Raw genomic sequence first — 16,989 nt, 5'->3', positions numbered from 1 at the left:
TCAAGCAGATCCAGGACTACATCGCCTACTGGAACGCCGACGCGGAGCCGTTCGTCTGGACCGCGACCGCCGACGAGATCCTCGCCAAGGTCAAACTGGTCCAGACCAACATCAAGAAGTTGGTCGACAACAATGGTAAATAAAGGAAGCGGAATCACGAGGCACTAGGACGATGCAAGGCCCGCGCCGCCGCCCGAGAACGGACTACCCCCGACGCGGGCATCCCAGATCTTCTCGTACAACCATCGAGTTCAAGGAAGGCTGGACCTATGGAAACACAGACATACCTCGAGCCAATGCCCTACGGCTGGCCAAAAGTAGCGGTGACTGTCGCCGACGTCGACGCCGCCCACGACGAGCTCATCCAACGGGCGTTCCCTGCCTTCGGACCGCCTAGCACCACGGGCAAATCGACGATAACTATCGGCCTTGATCCTCACGGAACGCCGATCCGGCTCCACCATTTATTCGGGGGACAGGGACGCGTCGCGGACCTCTTTGATGACGCCGAAGGAGTCGTGGCATGAGGTCGCCAGTCAGGCGTCGATTAGTGAGAGCGGCGGCGCTCGCGATGAGCGCTGGCGGTCTGGCCGCCTCACTGGTCGCCTGCGGTGAGCGACCGGGTGCGGAGGGGGCGGGTGGGGCGTGTTCGGCGACGGTGCCTGGCATCACGCCCACCGAGGTCAAGGCCGGGATGGTCTGGAGTGACACCGGGCCGGCGGCGGTAACCATGCGGTCCTTCCGGGCCGGTGCGGACGCCCGCTTCCATGCCGCCAACGAGGAGGATGGCGGCGTCTACGGGCGCAAGGTCGTCTACGCCTGGCGGGACGACCAGGGGGACCAGCAGCTCAACCTGAGCGCGGTCCAGGAGCTCCTCGACCAGGAGAAGATCTTCGGGCTCATCTACTCGCCGGGCGCCGGCACCCAGTCGGCCAAGCTCCTGCAGCAGCGCAACATCCCCGTCACGGGCCTGGGGAGCGACCCGGTCTGGCTGGGGATGAACAACATGTTCTCGTGGGTGTACCTCGGGGACGGTTCCAGCACGACCTGGGGTAAGTACGTCCACGACCAGGGCGGCACCCGCGCGGGCGTCTTCGCGATCGACGCGAACGCCACGAACGGGGACTTCACCCAGCAGATCGTGGCGAGCCTGAAGGCGAACGACGTCCAGGTCGTGAAGACCTTCTACATCGGTGAGATCACCAGCTGGCACACCGTCGCCCAGCAGATCAAGGCCAACAACATCGACGCCCTCGCGGGCGTCCTGCTCCCGGACGCGGCCGCGAAGCTGCTCCCCGAGCTCGCCAAGATCGGCGTCACCGTCGGTGGCAGCCTCAAGGTCGCCCTGATGCCTCTAGGCTACGACAGTAGCAATCTCACCCAGTTCGGCCCTGCGCTCGCCGGTGCCTCCATCTTCACCTCCATCCAGCCCTTCGAGCTGAACACCCCCGGCCAGCAGAAGTTCAAGCAGGCGATGAGCGACTACGCCCCAGAGATCCAGCCACCGACCCAGGACCTCGCCGTCGACGGCTGGATCTCCGCCGACCTGTTCATCCGCGGCCTCGAAGTCGCTGGAAAATGCCCGACCCGGGAGTCCTTCATCTCCGGACTGCGTGCCGTCAAGGACTACGACGGCGCCGGCATGACCCCCGACACCAGCATCGACCTGTCCACGAACTTCCGCCAGACCTCGACCTGCAACTACGCCATCAAGATCAGCCTCGACGGATCCAGGTTCCAGCCGACCAGTAACACGGCGATATGCGGCGACGTCATCAGCCCGGAGCAGATGGCTGCCCTGAACCAGCAGCCCTGACGGGCTCGCGACGATGCGTCTGACGCCATGCGAAATTCAGACGGTTGCGTCGTCGCTGCATGCGGGCGTCGAAGGTCCTCGCGAATATCGCAGTACGCGATCGGGACCTGATCGCTCACTGGTGGGTGGGGTGCACCCGACGTTTGATGATCGGCTCCGGGTAACTCGTGAGGTTTACGCCGGGTTCTGCGAGAGCCGGGGGTGTGACCGCCCCCGGCTACTCATCTGGGTCGTCCACGGCCCGTTCGGGTGATTGGTGACTCCGAGCAAGTGGACGTCGCGGGTACCGACCTCCAGAGCGAAGAAGCAGTACAGGCGCCGCAGGGTCACGGCCCGGTCGTCAGGTAGTGGGGCGCATTGCTGCTGGTAGCAGATCCTGGCCCGAGTACGTGAACGCGACCGCGTCTCTGGCAGCCGGGATCCGACTCCCGAGGCGGGCATCCTCGATAGTCAGAGCGTGCACGCCACCGATCGGAGCGGGTCGACCTGCAGGCATACCTGCGCTGGCGCAACACCCACGCCCGCCACCCCGGTGTCCTGGCCGCTCAACGACGCGAACGCGCCCGGGTCCGCAGCGAACACCACCAACGCTTCGGGCCACCCCCGACCACACGCCGCCTGACACCACCGGGTCGTCCATATCGCTCCACGTCGACCTGCCAGGGTAAGCGCGCGCCAGGCGCACGCTTACCCTGGCACCTCAAACCCAGCCGCACGCGCCGGGCGGCGACGATTTCCAGATCACGTCGTGAAAGTGGGTGAACCAGCCACCAGCGTCCATCCGCGAACTCGCGTAACAGCAAGATCATATCGGTGTTGCACCGACTACTCCGCCCACCAAAGATCCAACAAGTCGAACCGTCGAGCCAACGTTCGTCCATGTCTGTTCTCTTCAGCGCTCGCGGAGGAACCGGCTGGTCACACCGTCGAGGAAGATGGCCATGCCGTCGGTGAAGACGTCGTCCCCGGACGCGGCCATGAAGGTCGTCCCGGCCGCGCGAAGCGCCGCGAACTCGTCGGCGGGGAGGCTGTCGAGAAGCTGGCTGAATCCGGCGGTCCCTGCCGCTCCGATCGAGCTTCGGYCGGCGTTGCTGCGTTGGATGCTGGTGGCGCCCACCACGAAATCGATCATCGCGGTGGTCGCCGAGGTCGCTTGCTTGTCGGTGAGTCCGGCATCGAGGAACAGCGCGAGCGCGGAGTCGATAACGCGGAGCATGTTCGGTCCGAGGGCCGGCTTGCCTCGCGTCACTGACGAGGGCAGCGGCTGGTCGAGCATGACCCGCCGCATCTCGCGCATCAGCGCCTCGATGTCGGTGCGCCAGCCCCGGCCGGTGCGATCAAGCCGGACATCGCCCATGGTGTGGTCGACGATGAGCACGATCAGCTCATCGAGGCTGGCGATGTGCCGATAGAGGGATGCGCCGCCGGTACCGAGCCGGTCGGCGACGGCGCGCACTGTCAGAGCCTCGAGTCCGCGCTCCTGTACGACCTCCACCGCAGCGGCGACGATACGTTCGACCGACAAGCCGCCCGTGCGCGGCCTGCGCCTGCCGGTTGCCGCGGCGCGCTCCGCCCACCAGTAAGCCGACCCGGGCGCGGGCGGCGCCGTCTCGCGCTCATGCGCCGGGGTCTCGGAACCGTCGGTCTCCGCGGTCACTTGCCGTTCCACCAGCTCATAAAACACCACCTTGACAGTAGGCGAACGAGGTTCGCATACTGTGCCGACCGAGATGCGAACGACGTTCGCGTGGAAGGTAGGCGCATGCGGCCGCGACTCCTGAGCCGATTACCGGTCGTCGTGCGCGTCAGTGCGGTCCTCGCCGCCGGCCCGGGCATCTGGTCCGACATCAGCGGCGGATGTCTGCGCCCCGCGCGCAACCATCCCCACCAGGTGGCCGCCCGGTTGGGCCTCGACCTGACCGACGTGACCTGTGGCGGCGCCACGACAGCCAACCTGCTCTGCACACCGCAAGGTGACCATCCACCGCAGCCAGATGCCGACACCGCCGACACCCGGCTCATAACGATTGAGGCGGGCAGCGGCGACCTCGGCTACGGCGTCGCCACGCTGCTCAGCATGAACGCGGCCCGGACGGGCCAGCCACGCACAGGGCTGCCCAGTACCGGGCAGACAGCCCAGGCAGCGGCATCCCTGCGCGCCGATCGTGTCCGGGCTCCTCGGGACCGTCGGCCCCGCCGAACGCGCTGGTGCACCTTGTCGGCTACCCACGCCTGCGCCCGGACCCGCCAGCCTCCTGCGCCGGCAACGTCAACAGCATCCACGACAGCGAGCAGCTCGCCGCGGTGGGGACCGCGATCGAGGAGACCTTCAGCCTGGCGCCGAATGCCCGTTGCCGCTCGTCGATGTCGATACCTCAAGCGCCGGACACGACGTGTGCGCCGCCCCGGCGGTCCGCTGGGTGGACGGCTCCGACGCAAACCGGGCATCGGCCACCAGCCGAACACGAACGCCATGACAGCAGTCGCCGCGCTGGTGCTGGGCATTGGCTGGCCGCGACCGCGAGACAACGCGGCCGGCCAGGCAGGTCGTGAACCAGCACATTTCGGCAGCGGCGAGACAGGGATGGAGTGCGCAAAGGGCGGCGTCGAAACCCCACAAGACCGGTCTGGCTCACGGCGTACCCGGTGGCGGTAGGCGCCGAAAAGACGTCGCCCGCGAGATGGATTGCTTCTCCGGTGAGAAGGGGTGAGTCCTGTGATTAAAGCCTGAGGTAAACGTTCCTGGTGGAATCTTATCGATGTCTGCCGCGGTTCCGTTCCTTGTCGCTGTGGGGAGCGCTAGTTGTCGTGGTCGAATTGGAGAGTCGGGAGAGGTGTGGGGAATGGGTATGAAATGCGGATGGACGAGACGGGCCCCGCGAGGTCTGATAGTGGTTACGGCAACCGCCCTACTATTACTCGGGGCGGCCTCTACGGTCGCCGCGCAGGCTAGTGCCAGCGCCCCGGCTTCGGCGAGTCCCGTAGTGGCGAGCCCAACTGTCACCGGACCGGTGACAGGCGGAAACGGCGCCACGGTGCTGCGGGGAACGACGATCGACCTGGCGAGCGTGGGATACACGCAATCGGAATTCTTCCTGTCCGGGAACGCGACATCCTATGCGCCGACGGCAGCGCTCGGCTCCGACGGGCGCTGGCAGGTGGCGCCGGCGAGTGCAGCTCCATACACCACCCGGATCGTGGTGTATCGGCCAGCCAACCCGGCCCGATTTAACGGGTCCGTCATCGTGGAATGGCTGAACGTCACCGGCGGGTCGGACGTGGCTGTGGACTGGACCTACACTCACAACGAGCTGATCCGCGATGGCTTCGCCTGGGTCGGCGTCTCCGCCCAGGCTGTGGGAGTGGCCGCCAACAAGACCACGGACCCGGTTCGCTACGCAGCCTTGTCCCATCCTGGCGACAGCTACTCATACGACATCTTCTCTCAGGCTGGCCAGGCCATATTGGACTCCGCGCCCACGATCCTCGGCCAGCGTCGCCCTCGCGCCATGCTCGCCGAAGGGGAGTCGCAGTCCGCGTCCCGCCTCACCGCCTACGTCAATGCGATTCAACCCCTCGCGCATGTGTACAACGGTTTCCTTCTGCACAGCCGGGCAGGCGGCAGCGCGGCACTTTCGCAGGCACCCCAGCCCGACGTCCAGGCCCCTCAGGTCGTCCACCTCCGCCCGGACCTAGGCGTGCCGGTGCTTACCGTGCAGACGGAGACTGACCTGATGCTGCTCGGTTACCTGGCGGCCAGACAGCCTGACTCCCCGGGGATCCGACTCTGGGAGATGGCCGGCACGTCGCACGGCGACAACTACACCCTTACCGTCGGCCCTGGCGACAACGGCAGCGGAGCGGCCGGCTTGCAGCAGCTAAACTCCATGCTCAACCCACCAACCGGCACAACCGGCTTCACCTGCGACACACCGATCAACACCGGCCCGATGCACTACGTCATGGACGGCGCCCAGTACGCACTGAACCGCTGGGTAACCGCAGGAGTCGCTCCCGCCGTGGCGCCCCGCCTGCAGGTGACCACATCTGGTTCCGCACCCGCCTTCGTCCTCGACGCCAATGGCAACGTCAAGGGTGGCGTCCGCACGCCCGCCGTCGACGTGCCGGTCGCGACCCTGTCCGGGCTCGGCCAGCCCGGGGCGAGCTTCTGCCGCCTGTTCGGCACGACCGTCCCCTTCGACGCCGTGAAGCTGGAAGCCCTGTATCCCACCCACGTGCATTTCGTCGAGCGCTGGGCGGCCGCTACCGGATCTGCTGTTTTCGCGGGCTTTATCCGCCCGGCCGACGCGGCTGAGCTTGTCACAGCAGCCGCCAGATCCAGCATCGGCGGCTAACCTCGGCTATTCGTGTGCCCAGCAGACAGCGGGAGGTGACGCCGTGTGAGCGGCCGAGTCTTGTTGATCTAGCTGAACGGTGGGAACCGGGAACGGGAAAGTGCCTCTGGCCTGGGACGATTCGGGTGTCTGAAGCCCGGGCGTCTACAGATCAGAGGCACTTTCCAGGTGAGGTCTACGGGCTGGTCGAAAGGGCTGTCGGTCGAGGTCGGCGGCCGTGATGTTGTCTCGCACGTCGGGACTGTGGGTGAGTCGCCGAGGGGAGTCTCACCCCTCGGCGCTCGTAGATCCGGACGTGAGGTAGGGTAGGCTGCCGGCGAGGTACCAGTTGACCTGGCCCTTTTCCGACGGCCCCCCTCCGAACCAGCCGTGCCCGCTTTCCGTAGCAGCTGGCTCTCCAGTGCTTATCGCGGTCTGCGTGTGGGACGTCCGGCGTGGATGTCCTCGTGGCAGCTGCGGCAGACGACGAGGGTCTTGCGGTGGCGGGAGGCCATCCGCGTAACCCATTCGGGTTGCTGTTTCCGCCCCTTGGGGTTTGAGGTCTTTGAGCGCCTGATGTGGTGCACTTCGACCTGTTCCGTGGAGCCGCATAGTTCGCAGACCTCGGCCAGGAGCCGTTGAACAAGCTCCGACCGGTTTCCGTTCCAGATGCGTGGCGGATTGTCGTCGAGGGGCCGTGGCGTGGTGTCCCGTGCCAGGCTGATGCCGCCCCATTGCGCCACCAGCAGCGGTCGTCCGCCATCGAGGCCCACGGTGACCTGAAGGCCACGRCGTGGACCGTGCTCGGTGTCGAGTACGGCTCGGTAACGGCGGTAGACCTTCGGGACCGTGATCCGGTACTTGCGGGCCAGGGTCTTGGTCAGCGACCGTTCCGTGACGTACCTCAGGTAGCCGAGCCGATGACGGTTGAACGCCAACMGGTAGTACTCCGCGACACCCCGGAACTCGGCCTGGAACTGTGCGACGATACTGAAATCAGTATTGACGGTACGATCGCTCGGCTGGGTGGGCGGGGCCGTTCCAGGGGTGTCGGGGCGCCCGCTTCGCCTTCAGCCCGGGGATCGTGGCCGGCCCTCGCTCCCGTTCGCCGGCCGACGCACCCGCGTGGGTGTGTTGGGCCTGACCGACTCTCGAAAGCGCCCGTTCGGGACGGTCACCGGCGCGTGCGGGCGAGGACGCGAGTGAGCCAGCGTTCACGTGCCGTGAAGGCGTCGGTGGCGAGCGCGGAGTCGGGTGCCATGTCCTCGAAGCCGTGGAAGCCACCGGGCCAGATGTGCAGTTCGGCGTCGCCACCGCTGGCCCAGATGGTGGAGGCGAAGGCGACGTCCTCGTCGCGGAAGAGGTCGACGGAGCCGACGTCGATGAAGGTCGGGGGGAGGCCGGACAGGTCGGTCGCGCGGCCGGGAGCGGCGTAGCTGGAGACGCCGTCGGCGCCGACGCGATCTCCGAGCAGCATGCGCCAGCCGGTCTGGTTGCTGGTCCGGCTCCATAGAAGGTCGCCCGTGAGGTGGGACGACGGGGTCTGCATGCGGTCATCGAGCATCGGGCTCAGCAGCAGGAGCCCGGCGAGGCCAGGCCCACCCTGGTCGCGGACGCGTAGGGCCGTCGCGGCGGCCAGGCCGCCACCTGCGCTGCTGCCAGCGAGGATCAACGCGCCTGGGTCGATCCCCAACTGGTCGGCCTGCTCGGCGGCCCAGAGCAACGCGGCGTAGCAGTCGTCGACGGGCGCGGGGTAGGGGTGCTCGGGAGCGAGTCGGTACTCGACGGAGACGACAGTCGCGCCGGCGGCCGTGGCGAGCCGGAGTGCGGGCAGCGCGCTGAAGCGGTCCCCGTAGGCCATCCCACCACCGTGTATCCAGAAGATTCCTGGGCCCACGCCGGCATGATCTGGGGGTGTGAAGACGGACAGAACGATTTGTGATTCGGGGCCGGTGATCGCGCGTTCCTGTTCGGTGAACGGGAACAGTTTGAGAAGATAGTCCCGGCCCGGGACGTTGAAGGCGCGAGAAATCGGAAGGGTCTCTTCGGTCAGCTCCGACGGGACCCCGCCGAAATAGCGGTCGAGGATGTCGCGCCATACGGCTGCGCAGTCGGCGTCCATGGGTGGCGCCGGGTAGCCTGCCGTGCTCATTCGAACCTCACAGTCCTGTACGTGGCGAGCGAGATGCCGGCCGTGGGGCTGGATCGGTTGGCCGCACGACGGCAGTACGTTCCGATGAGGGCGTCGGCGGCTACGGCCGGGATGAGGCGACGGCATTGCGTGCCGGCGGCGTCACGACCTCGGACGCCGGACGAGGGTCGGGGCCGGTGAGGTCGCGGCTGGTGTCCCGTTCGAGCAGGCGGTCGGCGAGCAGGGCTAGGTCGTAGGACTGGCGGGCCAGCCAGAACCGCAGGAAGCCGGTCAGCGAGTAGCGCAGGAAGATCCCGGAGCCGATGACGGCGGAGGTCACCCCGGCCAGGCCGAGGGTGATCGCATCCCGTTGGACCAGCGGATCCCGGGTGCCGTGCGAGAGCGCGTAGGCCGACACGGCCAGAACCGCCCCGGCCAGCATCAGCAGGAAGCCGAGGCGCAGCCACAGGCGAGGGCGCCCGGCGGCGGGGTCGGCGATCTTTCGACTGGCGGGTCCGAGGGTTCAGACGGCGATGGGTAGCTTCTCGTAGCCGCGCACGGTGCTGGTGTGGAGGCGGACGGCGTCGTCGTGGTTGACCTCCCAGGTCGGGAAGCGCTTGAGGGTTTCCTCGATCGCTATACGGCTTTCCAGGCGTGCGAGGCCGGCGCCGAGGCAGAAGTGGATGCCGTGGCCGAAGGCGACGTGGCTGTCGAAGCCGCGGTGGATGTCGTAGGCGTCGGGGTCGGCGTATTTACGGTCGTCGCGGCCGGCGGAGGCGGTCAGCAGGAGGACCTTGGACTTGGCCGGGATCGTGATCCCGTGCAGTTCGACGTCGCGGGTGGTGACCCGTCCCTGGACGGGTGAGGGCGCCTCGTAGCGCAGGGTCTCCTCGACGGCGTTCCTGGTTAGGGACGGGTCGGCGGCCAGCTCGGCCCGCTGGTCGGGGTGGGCGGCGAGGATGTCGGCGGCCCAGCCGAGGAGGCGGGCGACGGTCTCGGTGCCGGCGGCGGTGAGCAGGGTGGTGAAGTCGGTGGCTTCCCGCGTCGAGATCCGGCGGGTGCCGCCGTCGGCGGCGCGGACCTCGGCCTGGACGAGGGCGGTCATCAGGTCGTCGCGAGGTGCGGCGCGGCGGGCTTCGATCTGCTCGGTGAAGTACTCGTGCAGCTTCCTGGCGGCGGCGAGGGCGATCTCGTTGGCCATCCCGGCGGTCTCGTCGTGGTAGAAGGTTCCGTCGATCATGTGGCGGACCTCTTCGCGGTCCTGCGGGTCGACCCCGATGAGCCGGGAGATGACGATGGAAGGCAGCTGCGCGGCGAAGTCCTGCACGTAGTCGAACCCGTCGCCGCCGACGTGCGGGTCGAGCAGCTGCGCGCAGGTCTCGCGGATGGCACCTTCCAGGCCGCCGACTCGGCGCGGGGTGAAGGCCCGGGAGACCAGTACCCGCAGGGTCGTGTGGGTCGGCGGATCCATGAAGATCATCTGCCCGGTGTCCCAGGGCTCCGGGGTCATCATCTCCAGCACCGTGCCGTAGCGGGAGCTGTAGGTGACGGGGTCGAGGTGGGCCTCGTCCACGTCGGCGAACCGCGACAACGCGTAGAAGTCGAACTTCTCGTTCCGGTAGACGGGCTGTTCGTCTCTCATCCGCCGCCACAGCGGGTGTGGATCGAGGTCGATCTGCTTGTCGTACGGATCCCAGTACAGATCCTCGGTCATGCTGGCCTTCCTTCGCCTGCCGCGGTCACGGCACGGACGGGATGGAGATGATTCGGTAGGACGCCAGGGGTGCGAGTGCGGCCCAGGCGCGGCTTCGGCCGTGGCGGACCGTGGCTCAGACGGGCTGACGCTCGGCGTAGCGCCGGGCCCATTCGCGCCGGGAGGTGACGGCGGTGTCGACGTCGGCTGCCTGGGCCCGCAGGGCGCCGACCGTTGCCTTCTCTTTCGGGACTACGGCGAACGGGTTCCAGTTGAAGAAGCGGCTGGCGTTCTCCCAGGTGATCTGGTTGATGTCGGCGTCGTCGGCGCCGACGTTGTTCAGCTCACCTAGGACGAACTCGGGGGCGTTGGGCCAGATCGAGTCGGCGTGCGGGTAGTCGCACTCCCAGGCGATGATGTCGATTCCGATCTCGTGGCGGAGCCGGAGCGACGTTGGGTCGGTGACGTAGCAGGCCAGCGAGTGGTCGCGGAACACCTCGGACGGCAGCTTGCCGCCGAAGTCGCGGCGCAGCCAGCGCTGGTTGGTGTAGTGCCGGTCGCAGCGGTCCAGGTAGAACGGGATCCAGCCGATCCCGCCCTCGGAGTAGGCGAGCTTCAGGTCGGGATAGCTGCGCATCGCCGGGCCCCACAGCAGGTCCTGCACCGCGATCGAGGAGATCTGGCAGGCCAGGATGATCAGGTTGTCGATCGGGGCGTCCGGGGCGCCCTTGATGGCGCCGAAGCCCGTGCCGATGTGCAGGCACATCACGACACCGGTCTCCGAGAGCGCTTCGAACACCGGGCCCCAGTAGATCAGGTCGTGGTAGCTGGGCAGCCCCTCGAGGTGGGGTAGCTCCGGCATGGTGACAGCTCGGGCGCCCTTGGCCGCGACGCGGTGGATCTCGTCGACCATCAGCTGCGGGTCCCAGGTCGGCAGCAGCGCGAGTGGGATGAACCGGCCTGGGTAGGTGCCGGCCCATTCGTCGATGTGCCAGTCGTTGTACGCCCGGATCATGATGACGGTGAGGTCGGTCTTGTGGTGGTTGAGGTGACCGGCGCTGAATCCGGCGAACGTCGGGAAGCACATCGAGGCGAGGATCCCGTTGCGGTCCATGTCCCGAACGCGCTCGTGGATGTCGTACACGCCCGGGCGCATCTCGGCGAAGCCGGCCGGGTCGCGGCCCCATTCCTCGGCCGGCCAGGAGACCACCGCGTTCAGCCCACTGACCCCGACCGTCTTTCCCTGATAGACCCACCGGTCCACACCGCCGGAGTCGGTGACCACGTGCGGCGCCTCGTCGGCCCACTTCGCCGGAACGGTGTTCCTGAACATGTCCGGCGGTTCGACCACGTGATCGTCGATACTGACCAGGACCATCTCGTCGACGTTCATGTCCCTCCTCGGCTTTTGTGAGATCATTTCCCGCGCGGCTGGCCGCATTGCCTCGGTCTCGCCTACCAGGCGAAACCGCTGGTCACATCTTCCGGAAGTCCCAGCTGGTGATTTTCTCTGGCACTAGGCGCAACCAGCCGTGGCGACCGTCGTAATGTTTCTCATCGCGGCCGGTGTACTTGCGGGCGTGCAGCAGCTCCACGGTCTCGAGCGCGGGCTCCGGGATACCCGTCCGAGGAATCTCGCCCACGCTCTCGAAGCGGCCGCGCAGTTCCACGCCGTGCAGTTCTCTGAACTCGTGGCCGCCGTCCACCAGAACGGCGGCCTGTGGGTCCCGCTCGATGTCGGTCCATCGCTGGCTCTTCACGAGCGAGCTGACCCACAGAGCCGTGCCGTCCCAGACGAACCACAGCGGCGTCAGGTGCGGACCTGTCGGGGAAGACGTCGCGACCCGGCACGTTCTTTCTGCCGTGAGAAAGGCATCGACCTCCTCCGGGCTCATCGCGATCTTCCTGCCCCGCCGCTGCTCCTTTGTCATGTTCCCCTCCGGAAAATCCGCCCATCCCGCCACACCCGCGGGCGGTACAGGACCGTGGCGCCCTTCGCCACAGGGCTCACCCACTCGACGTACCTGATCTCGATGGCATCGGCGCCTCGGTCCACTGGGAGCGCGAGAACCACAGGGACGAAGGCGCGCTCGGCGACCTCTGGCGCACCACGTCCGCCCGTCGCCGCAGTCACAGGCCTCCTTCCGCCTCGTCGCGGATGATGATCACCGATGGGCGTGCCCGACATCCACGACCTGGGCGGACCGGCGCGACCGACAGCCACCAGTCTGGGCCCCTCGACCCGACAGGGATGCGATCGACGATCGCGTTCCGCCGCTGGAGTATGCGACCACCGGTCGCATACTGTCAAGATGGTGCTCGAAGGCGCAGTTGCGTTGGTCGGCGCCGGGGTTGGATCTGCCTGTCAGGCATGATCGCGTGGTCCACCGTCGGCGTGACCGCCTCGCGCTTCCGGTTTCCACCAGAGGTGATCACGCTGGCCGTATGGTGGTATCTGCGCTGTGACCTGTCCTGGCGGGACGTCGAGGAACTGCTGGCCGAACGCGGCCTCGAAGTCGACCATGTCACGATCTTCAGATGGGTGCAGCGGTTCACTCCCCTGCTGATCGACACCGCCCGGCCGTGCCGCCACAGCCCTGGCGACAAGTGGTTCACGGATGAGACGTGCGTCAAGATCGCGGGCCGGTGGTGCCACCTGTACCGGGCGATCGACCAGTTCGGCCAGGTCATCGACGTGCTCGCCTCCGAGAAGCGGGACCTGGCAGCGGCGCGCCGCTTCCTCACCACGGCTCTGTCGCACGGCCGCCGGCCGACCGAGGTGACCACCGACCGGGCCGCGGCCTACCCACGGGTCCTCGACGAGCAGCTGCCCGCCGCCCACCACGTCGACGCCCGATACGCCAACAACCCGATCGAGGCCGATCATGGCCGATTGAAAGCGCGACTGCGGCCGATGCGCGGCCTCAAACAGCTGCGCGCCGCCCAGGTGATCGGAGCCGGGCACGCCTTGGTCCAAAACATCCGCCGCGGCCACTACGAACTCGGCGTCGACGCCCAGCCCCACCAGCGGCTCACGGCAGCCTTCGCCGAACTCGCCCAGGCCGTCTGACCAGGCAAACCACCGGTCCTTGCCACGCCCCACGCCGGCTCAACGCAACACCGCCGTTCGCTGGCGCCCGCGGTTCGCGCTGTCATGGTTTTCCGCCCTGATGACCTGGAGGAGCCGACGCTCGACGACGTGCTGCCTGCCTTCACCTATTTCCAGGCCATGCCGATTCCCTATGTGGAGCCGGAGGACGTCGCGAATCTCGCGCTCTTCCTGGCCGGCGAGGAGGCCCGCTACATCACCGGGCAGCAGATCCGCGTGGACGCCGGTGCTCTGATCAAATTCCCCAACGGCCCCACCGGCTGACACGGCGGCTTCCAGCCGCCGCGCAGGAAGAGAGACCGGCAGGCCCGCGCCCCGTCGAGCGGCCTCGGGGGGCCGCTTGGCCGGCGCCAGCCCGCCGCTTCACAGGGCTGGTCAGCACCGGCGGCCTGGCGCTTCTCTCCAGGCCGCGGCAACGGAAAGCCGGAGCGCACGAGCGGGCACCATCCGAGCATGGTCTGTGCGCTCCGGCTTCGACGCCCTCCCGGGGGCTCCACCTGTGCCCACGCGGGTATCGCAGCGCCGCACGGACATTCCGCAGGCACCGGTGCCCGGCGTCGGCAGCGTTGCCACGAGACGGTTCAGCCGCTCGTGTCAGGACGAGACGGTCACGTCTGACAGGTTGGGCGGGTGCGGCGGGAGGCGGCGTGGCGGGCGGCGCTGTTGGTTGGTCACGGTGAGCGCGGTGGGCGGTTGGGAAGCCGGCCGACGGGGCGAGATCAACCTCGACAGCGTTCCGCGCCGCCTCGCGCGCTTCCCGTCGACCTGCTCCACGCCGAGCTGTCGCTCCAGCCGACACCGGTTCCTCTCGACTTGATCGCCAAGATCGTCGACGAGGTCCTCGTTCCGCTGGCGTTCCGGCGAGCCCCGCCACACCGGGGAGTCTCGGGTCGGCTCCCTACCTCTCGTCCCCGGCCATCGAGCCCACGGCACGCCGGCCGCGGCGGCGTCCTGCCCCGTGTCCGGGCAACTTCAGGATTCGTCGCGGACTCCACGTCATCCAAGCGTCGGCCACGACCGGTTTCGGCACTCCGGACGAAGCGGCCGCGGTCACCGGTTGGTCGTCGCAACCCGCGACGACCAACCGGTGGCCGCCTCTGGTCCACCGCACCGCCATGACGGGCTCCGCGGAGCCCCTCGAACCTGTCGAGAACAGCCGGTCGGCGGCTAGACGACCGACCCGGCCGTCAGGCCGGCGCGCTCCATCGAGACCCGCAAGGTGCCCAGCAGCACCCGTACCTCGGTCATCGCCTGCGCCGCGGGAGCGCCTGGTCCAGGTACGGGGACCGGAGCGACCGCGAGACCGAGCGCCTGGGCAGCGTCGGGCAGACCAGCGCCGGCCCGGCCGGGCCCGAACTCGGGCAGCGGCCGGCAGCTGGCCGCCAGGACGTCGAACAGCCGCTGCACCCGGTCTGCCGGGCTCGCGAACTGCCGCCGGAAGTCCGCCCGGTGGGCCAAGACGAGCGCGGCGAGGCCGGTGACATGCGCGGCGGCCACCGACGTTCCGTCCAGGGATGCGTAGTCCCCGCCGGGCACGGACGACACAATCGCGACGCCGGGGGCGACGGCGTCGATGTCCGGCCCGACGCTGGCGAACTTCGCGGTGAAGTAGCCGTCCTGGGTGGGCTGGCCGAGAACCTGCCGGGCATGGTTGCTTTCGGCTGGGAAGGTGTCGACCCGGCCCATCGCGGACACCGTGAAAACCGTCGGCAGCGAACCCGGGAACCGGACCGGCTGGTCTGCGGCGTTGCCCGCGGCCACGATGCACGCGGCCCCGGCCTGCCTGGCCTCCTCGATCTTGCGGGATACGAAGATCGATCCAGCGTCGGCACCTAGGCTGATGTTCACGACGTCGACCTTCTGGGCGATGCAGTAGTCGAGCGCCTCGATGAGATCACTGAACCGACCGCCCGGGAAGATCTTGCAGACGTGGACCTCCGCGCCCGGCGCGATGCCGACGATGCCGCGTCCAGTGTCGGCCCCGGCGATGATGCCCGCGCAGTGCGAGCCGTGCCCGACTTCGTCGCTGCCCCACCCCTTGCCCTCCCGGTCGACCAGGTCGAGCCCGCTGGTGATCCGGCCGCTCAGGTCGGGGTGGCCGACGTCGACGCCCGAGTCGATGATGGCGATCCTCACGCCGTCGCCGCGGTAGGTCGGCGGGATGCGGTCAATCCCGAGGGCCCGCTGGCCCCAGCTGAACTGCTGCTGGGCCGGGAAGTCGGGCAGCAGCCGGCTCAGCGGCTCCAAGACGATCAGGTTGTCCCCGCTGGACGACAGCCGCGGACGGTCGATCGAGCGCTCCCAGTAGCCCGACGCCGGTCGGACGTAGACGTTCTGAACGGTGTCGGGAGTATCGGCGATCAGTGTCACCGAGACCTTGCCGTCCTGGCCAGTGATCCCCTGGACCAGGAGGTTCCGGCCCTGGACCAGCACGCTCGCGCCGGGTGCACTCTTGCCGTCCCGGCCCTGGACCTTGAACGACAGTTTCGTCTCCGCGCCGAGGGAGACGACTGTCCCCGGGTCAGGCAGGATGCGAGTCGCCGTCGCGGCGGTGTCGCAGAGGTTCAGCCTCCGGTCTGGTTCGATCAGCACTTCGGGGGCCTGACAGAGCGCAGCGGCCCGTTCCACAGGCATCTCGAAGATCGCGATCTTGGATGGCTGGGTGACACCGGTCGCGAACGTGCCGACGGGGAGGTTGGCGGATATTTTCAGCTCCCGGTGGAACGTGACGCCCGGCAGCGCCCCAATCCGCTCGAAGAGCACGTTGGGATCGGCCACGCTCACCGCCGCCGGCAGCAGTTCCTGGGGCGCCGCGCCAACGAGGTATCGGCCGTTGCGACGCCCGACTTCGTGCGGCGACCTCGGGGCCGATGCTTCTTCTTTCGGGTTTTTCTTCTCCATCTGTGCTGTCAGCGCTCCTACCGAGAGGCTCAGAAAGTCGGGGGAATCGTTGCGCGATGGCCCGATCTGTCGCGATTGCGGGCTCGTGCCGGTCACGCGGTAGTGAGGAGTGAATGGCGCGGGACGTGCGGCCGCCGCGGTCGATGATGGCCTCAAACCGAGCGGCCGCAGGACCGGACGGGAAATCGCGTCCTCGTCGTCAGGAAAGTCGTCCGGACAGTGGGAGACCCAAGGTTCTGAGCCGCCCGCTCGCTACGCGGCCGTTCGGACTTCACGTCACAGCGGCGGCAGCGCGGGGTTCATGGCTATCACCTGCTGGAGCGACATCGCGATCGAAGATGCGTGTGCCAGGGACTCCTGAGTACGCCGTGCCCGGTAGAGCTCCACGGCGACCACGGTCGGCGGGATGAACTGCGCGACCTGCGGGATGCTCGGCGTCACTCGCTCCAGCCAGGTGTGGATTCGCTGCAGGAACAGCTCGGCCTGGGCGCGGTACGTGTCCTGCGCGGGTACCGCCGGGCCGGCGAGCCCAGCGAACAGTGCGCCTGGCTGCTGTGACCACTGCCGGGACGACGACCCATTCGCCGTCGTGCCGAGATATGGCAGGCTGCTTACCGTTGACATAGACGGTTCCATTCGAAGTGGTCAGCGTCGGGTACTGAGTCGTGCCTTCTCGCGCCGGGGCGACGGCGGCCGCTGAACCTTCCGGCGACCGCCGTCGCGGTGAGGCAGCCGTCAGACGAGGGCCGACCACGCAGGCGGAACCACTCCCTGGAGGCGATTGACGGCATCGCCGCCGAGCGCCGCCTGGCGGTGCAGCTGCGACTGCTGGGCGGCGACCCGGGCGATGTCGCCCGCGATCGCGGCCTGCTGGAGCTGCTGCTGAGCAGCGCACCTGGCGATCTCGTTCGCCAGCGCGGCCTGCTGGAGCTGCGGCTGGTAGCCGAGCGTCGATCCGAGGTGACCGAACGGCTGCAGCTGCTGCGCGAGCTGCTGCTGCGTCGC

The 16,989-nt window shown here is 68.1% G+C and carries 15 protein-coding genes and 1 pseudogene; 6 read left to right on the top strand and 10 right to left on the bottom strand.

Going from position 1 to position 16,989, the window contains the following annotated elements; genetic code table 11:
• The first annotated feature begins 269 nt into the window (after window positions 1–269).
• From BCD48_RS50500 to BCD48_RS52015, 3 genes and pseudogenes are all read left to right on the top strand, one after another.
• Entirely contained in the window at window positions 270–527 is a 258-nt protein-coding gene (locus tag BCD48_RS50500; RefSeq protein WP_131803788.1) for a hypothetical protein, read from the top strand.
• The gene (locus tag BCD48_RS05145; protein ID WP_071047096.1) at window positions 524–1,816 is read left to right on the top strand and encodes an ABC transporter substrate-binding protein; all 1,293 of its coding nucleotides are present in this window, start codon (window positions 524–526) and stop codon (window positions 1,814–1,816) included. The genes BCD48_RS50500 and BCD48_RS05145 overlap by 4 nt, the downstream gene beginning before the upstream one ends.
• Before the next feature lie 370 nt (window positions 1,817–2,186).
• Window positions 2,187–2,297, top strand: a pseudogene (locus tag BCD48_RS52015) (IS5/IS1182 family transposase); the annotation flags it as partial.
• A gap of 411 nt (window positions 2,298–2,708) precedes the next feature.
• Here the strand turns inward: BCD48_RS52015 and BCD48_RS05140 are convergent.
• Window positions 2,709–3,473, bottom strand: coding sequence for a TetR/AcrR family transcriptional regulator (locus BCD48_RS05140; protein ID WP_241841522.1), 765 nt, complete (start codon window positions 3,471–3,473; stop codon window positions 2,709–2,711).
• Window positions 3,474–4,800: 1,327 nt separating this feature from the next.
• On the opposite strand from BCD48_RS05140, the gene BCD48_RS05135 reads away from it, so the two are divergent.
• On the top strand, window positions 4,801–6,171 hold the full coding sequence (locus tag BCD48_RS05135; RefSeq protein WP_198543091.1) for an alpha/beta hydrolase domain-containing protein: 1,371 nt from the start codon (window positions 4,801–4,803) through the stop codon (window positions 6,169–6,171).
• Between the two features lie 404 nt (window positions 6,172–6,575).
• On the opposite strand, the gene BCD48_RS05130 is transcribed toward BCD48_RS05135, so the two are convergent.
• The 6 genes from BCD48_RS05130 to BCD48_RS05105 form a co-directional block, all read right to left on the bottom strand.
• Complete coding sequence (locus tag BCD48_RS05130) at window positions 6,576–7,139, bottom strand: HNH endonuclease (protein WP_241841523.1); 564 nt, start codon at window positions 7,137–7,139, stop codon at window positions 6,576–6,578.
• Window positions 7,140–7,324: 185 nt separating this feature from the next.
• On the bottom strand, window positions 7,325–8,302 hold the full coding sequence (locus tag BCD48_RS05125) for an alpha/beta hydrolase (RefSeq protein WP_071047091.1): 978 nt from the start codon (window positions 8,300–8,302) through the stop codon (window positions 7,325–7,327).
• A 100-nt stretch (window positions 8,303–8,402) separates the two neighbouring features.
• Complete coding sequence (locus tag BCD48_RS05120) at window positions 8,403–8,699, bottom strand: hypothetical protein (RefSeq protein ID WP_241841521.1); 297 nt, start codon at window positions 8,697–8,699, stop codon at window positions 8,403–8,405.
• A gap of 105 nt (window positions 8,700–8,804) precedes the next feature.
• Window positions 8,805–9,995, bottom strand: coding sequence for a cytochrome P450 (locus BCD48_RS05115; protein ID WP_071047089.1), 1,191 nt, complete (start codon window positions 9,993–9,995; stop codon window positions 8,805–8,807).
• A gap of 115 nt (window positions 9,996–10,110) precedes the next feature.
• Complete coding sequence (locus BCD48_RS05110; RefSeq protein ID WP_071047087.1) at window positions 10,111–11,367, bottom strand: amidohydrolase family protein; 1,257 nt, start codon at window positions 11,365–11,367, stop codon at window positions 10,111–10,113.
• 82 nt (window positions 11,368–11,449) lie between these two features.
• Window positions 11,450–11,869 (bottom strand): pyridoxamine 5'-phosphate oxidase family protein, encoded by a 420-nt coding sequence (locus tag BCD48_RS05105; RefSeq protein WP_071047086.1) that lies wholly within the window; start codon window positions 11,867–11,869, stop codon window positions 11,450–11,452.
• A 476-nt stretch (window positions 11,870–12,345) separates the two neighbouring features.
• Here BCD48_RS05105 and BCD48_RS05095 point away from each other — a divergent pair, with 476 nt between their 5' ends.
• Entirely contained in the window at window positions 12,346–13,044 is a 699-nt protein-coding gene (locus tag BCD48_RS05095; RefSeq protein WP_071047083.1) for an IS6 family transposase, read from the top strand.
• Between the two features lie 84 nt (window positions 13,045–13,128).
• Entirely contained in the window at window positions 13,129–13,347 is a 219-nt protein-coding gene (locus BCD48_RS05090) for an SDR family oxidoreductase (RefSeq protein ID WP_071047081.1), read from the top strand.
• Between the two features lie 903 nt (window positions 13,348–14,250).
• On the opposite strand, the gene BCD48_RS05085 is transcribed toward BCD48_RS05090, so the two are convergent.
• From BCD48_RS05085 to BCD48_RS51065, 3 genes are all read right to left on the bottom strand, one after another.
• Complete coding sequence (locus BCD48_RS05085; protein ID WP_157910435.1) at window positions 14,251–15,861, bottom strand: S8 family peptidase; 1,611 nt, start codon at window positions 15,859–15,861, stop codon at window positions 14,251–14,253.
• Window positions 15,862–16,260: 399 nt separating this feature from the next.
• Complete coding sequence (locus tag BCD48_RS05080; RefSeq protein ID WP_071047077.1) at window positions 16,261–16,608, bottom strand: hypothetical protein; 348 nt, start codon at window positions 16,606–16,608, stop codon at window positions 16,261–16,263.
• 111 nt (window positions 16,609–16,719) lie between these two features.
• The coding region (locus BCD48_RS51065) for a hypothetical protein (protein ID WP_157910434.1) at window positions 16,720–16,989 on the bottom strand (270 nt) is incomplete at its 5' end.

The sequence above is a fragment of the Pseudofrankia coriaricola genome (assembly GCF_001854805.1).
GTDB lineage: Bacteria > Actinomycetota > Actinomycetes > Frankiales > Frankiaceae > Pseudofrankia.
Note: the sequence above shows the minus strand (reverse complement) of the source record. Positions and strands in the feature narration are given on the sequence as shown.

Excerpts from the sequence above, each read along its gene's own strand:
- BCD48_RS50500 (WP_131803788.1), top strand. The coding sequence starts at position 270 with ATGGAAACACAGACATACCTCGAGCCAATGCCCTACGGCTGGCCAAAA.
- BCD48_RS05145 (WP_071047096.1), top strand. The coding sequence starts at position 524 with ATGAGGTCGCCAGTCAGGCGTCGATTAGTGAGAGCGGCGGCGCTCGCG.
- BCD48_RS05125 (WP_071047091.1), bottom strand. The coding sequence starts at position 8,302 with ATGAGCACGGCAGGCTACCCGGCGCCACCCATGGACGCCGACTGCGCA.
- BCD48_RS05115 (WP_071047089.1), bottom strand. The coding sequence starts at position 9,995 with ATGACCGAGGATCTGTACTGGGATCCGTACGACAAGCAGATCGACCTC.
- BCD48_RS05110 (WP_071047087.1), bottom strand. The coding sequence starts at position 11,367 with ATGAACGTCGACGAGATGGTCCTGGTCAGTATCGACGATCACGTGGTC.
- BCD48_RS05105 (WP_071047086.1), bottom strand. The coding sequence starts at position 11,869 with ATGAGCCCGGAGGAGGTCGATGCCTTTCTCACGGCAGAAAGAACGTGC.
- BCD48_RS05095 (WP_071047083.1), top strand. The coding sequence starts at position 12,346 with ATGATCGCGTGGTCCACCGTCGGCGTGACCGCCTCGCGCTTCCGGTTT.
- BCD48_RS05090 (WP_071047081.1), top strand. The coding sequence starts at position 13,129 with ATGGTTTTCCGCCCTGATGACCTGGAGGAGCCGACGCTCGACGACGTG.
- BCD48_RS05080 (WP_071047077.1), bottom strand. The coding sequence starts at position 16,608 with ATGTCAACGGTAAGCAGCCTGCCATATCTCGGCACGACGGCGAATGGG.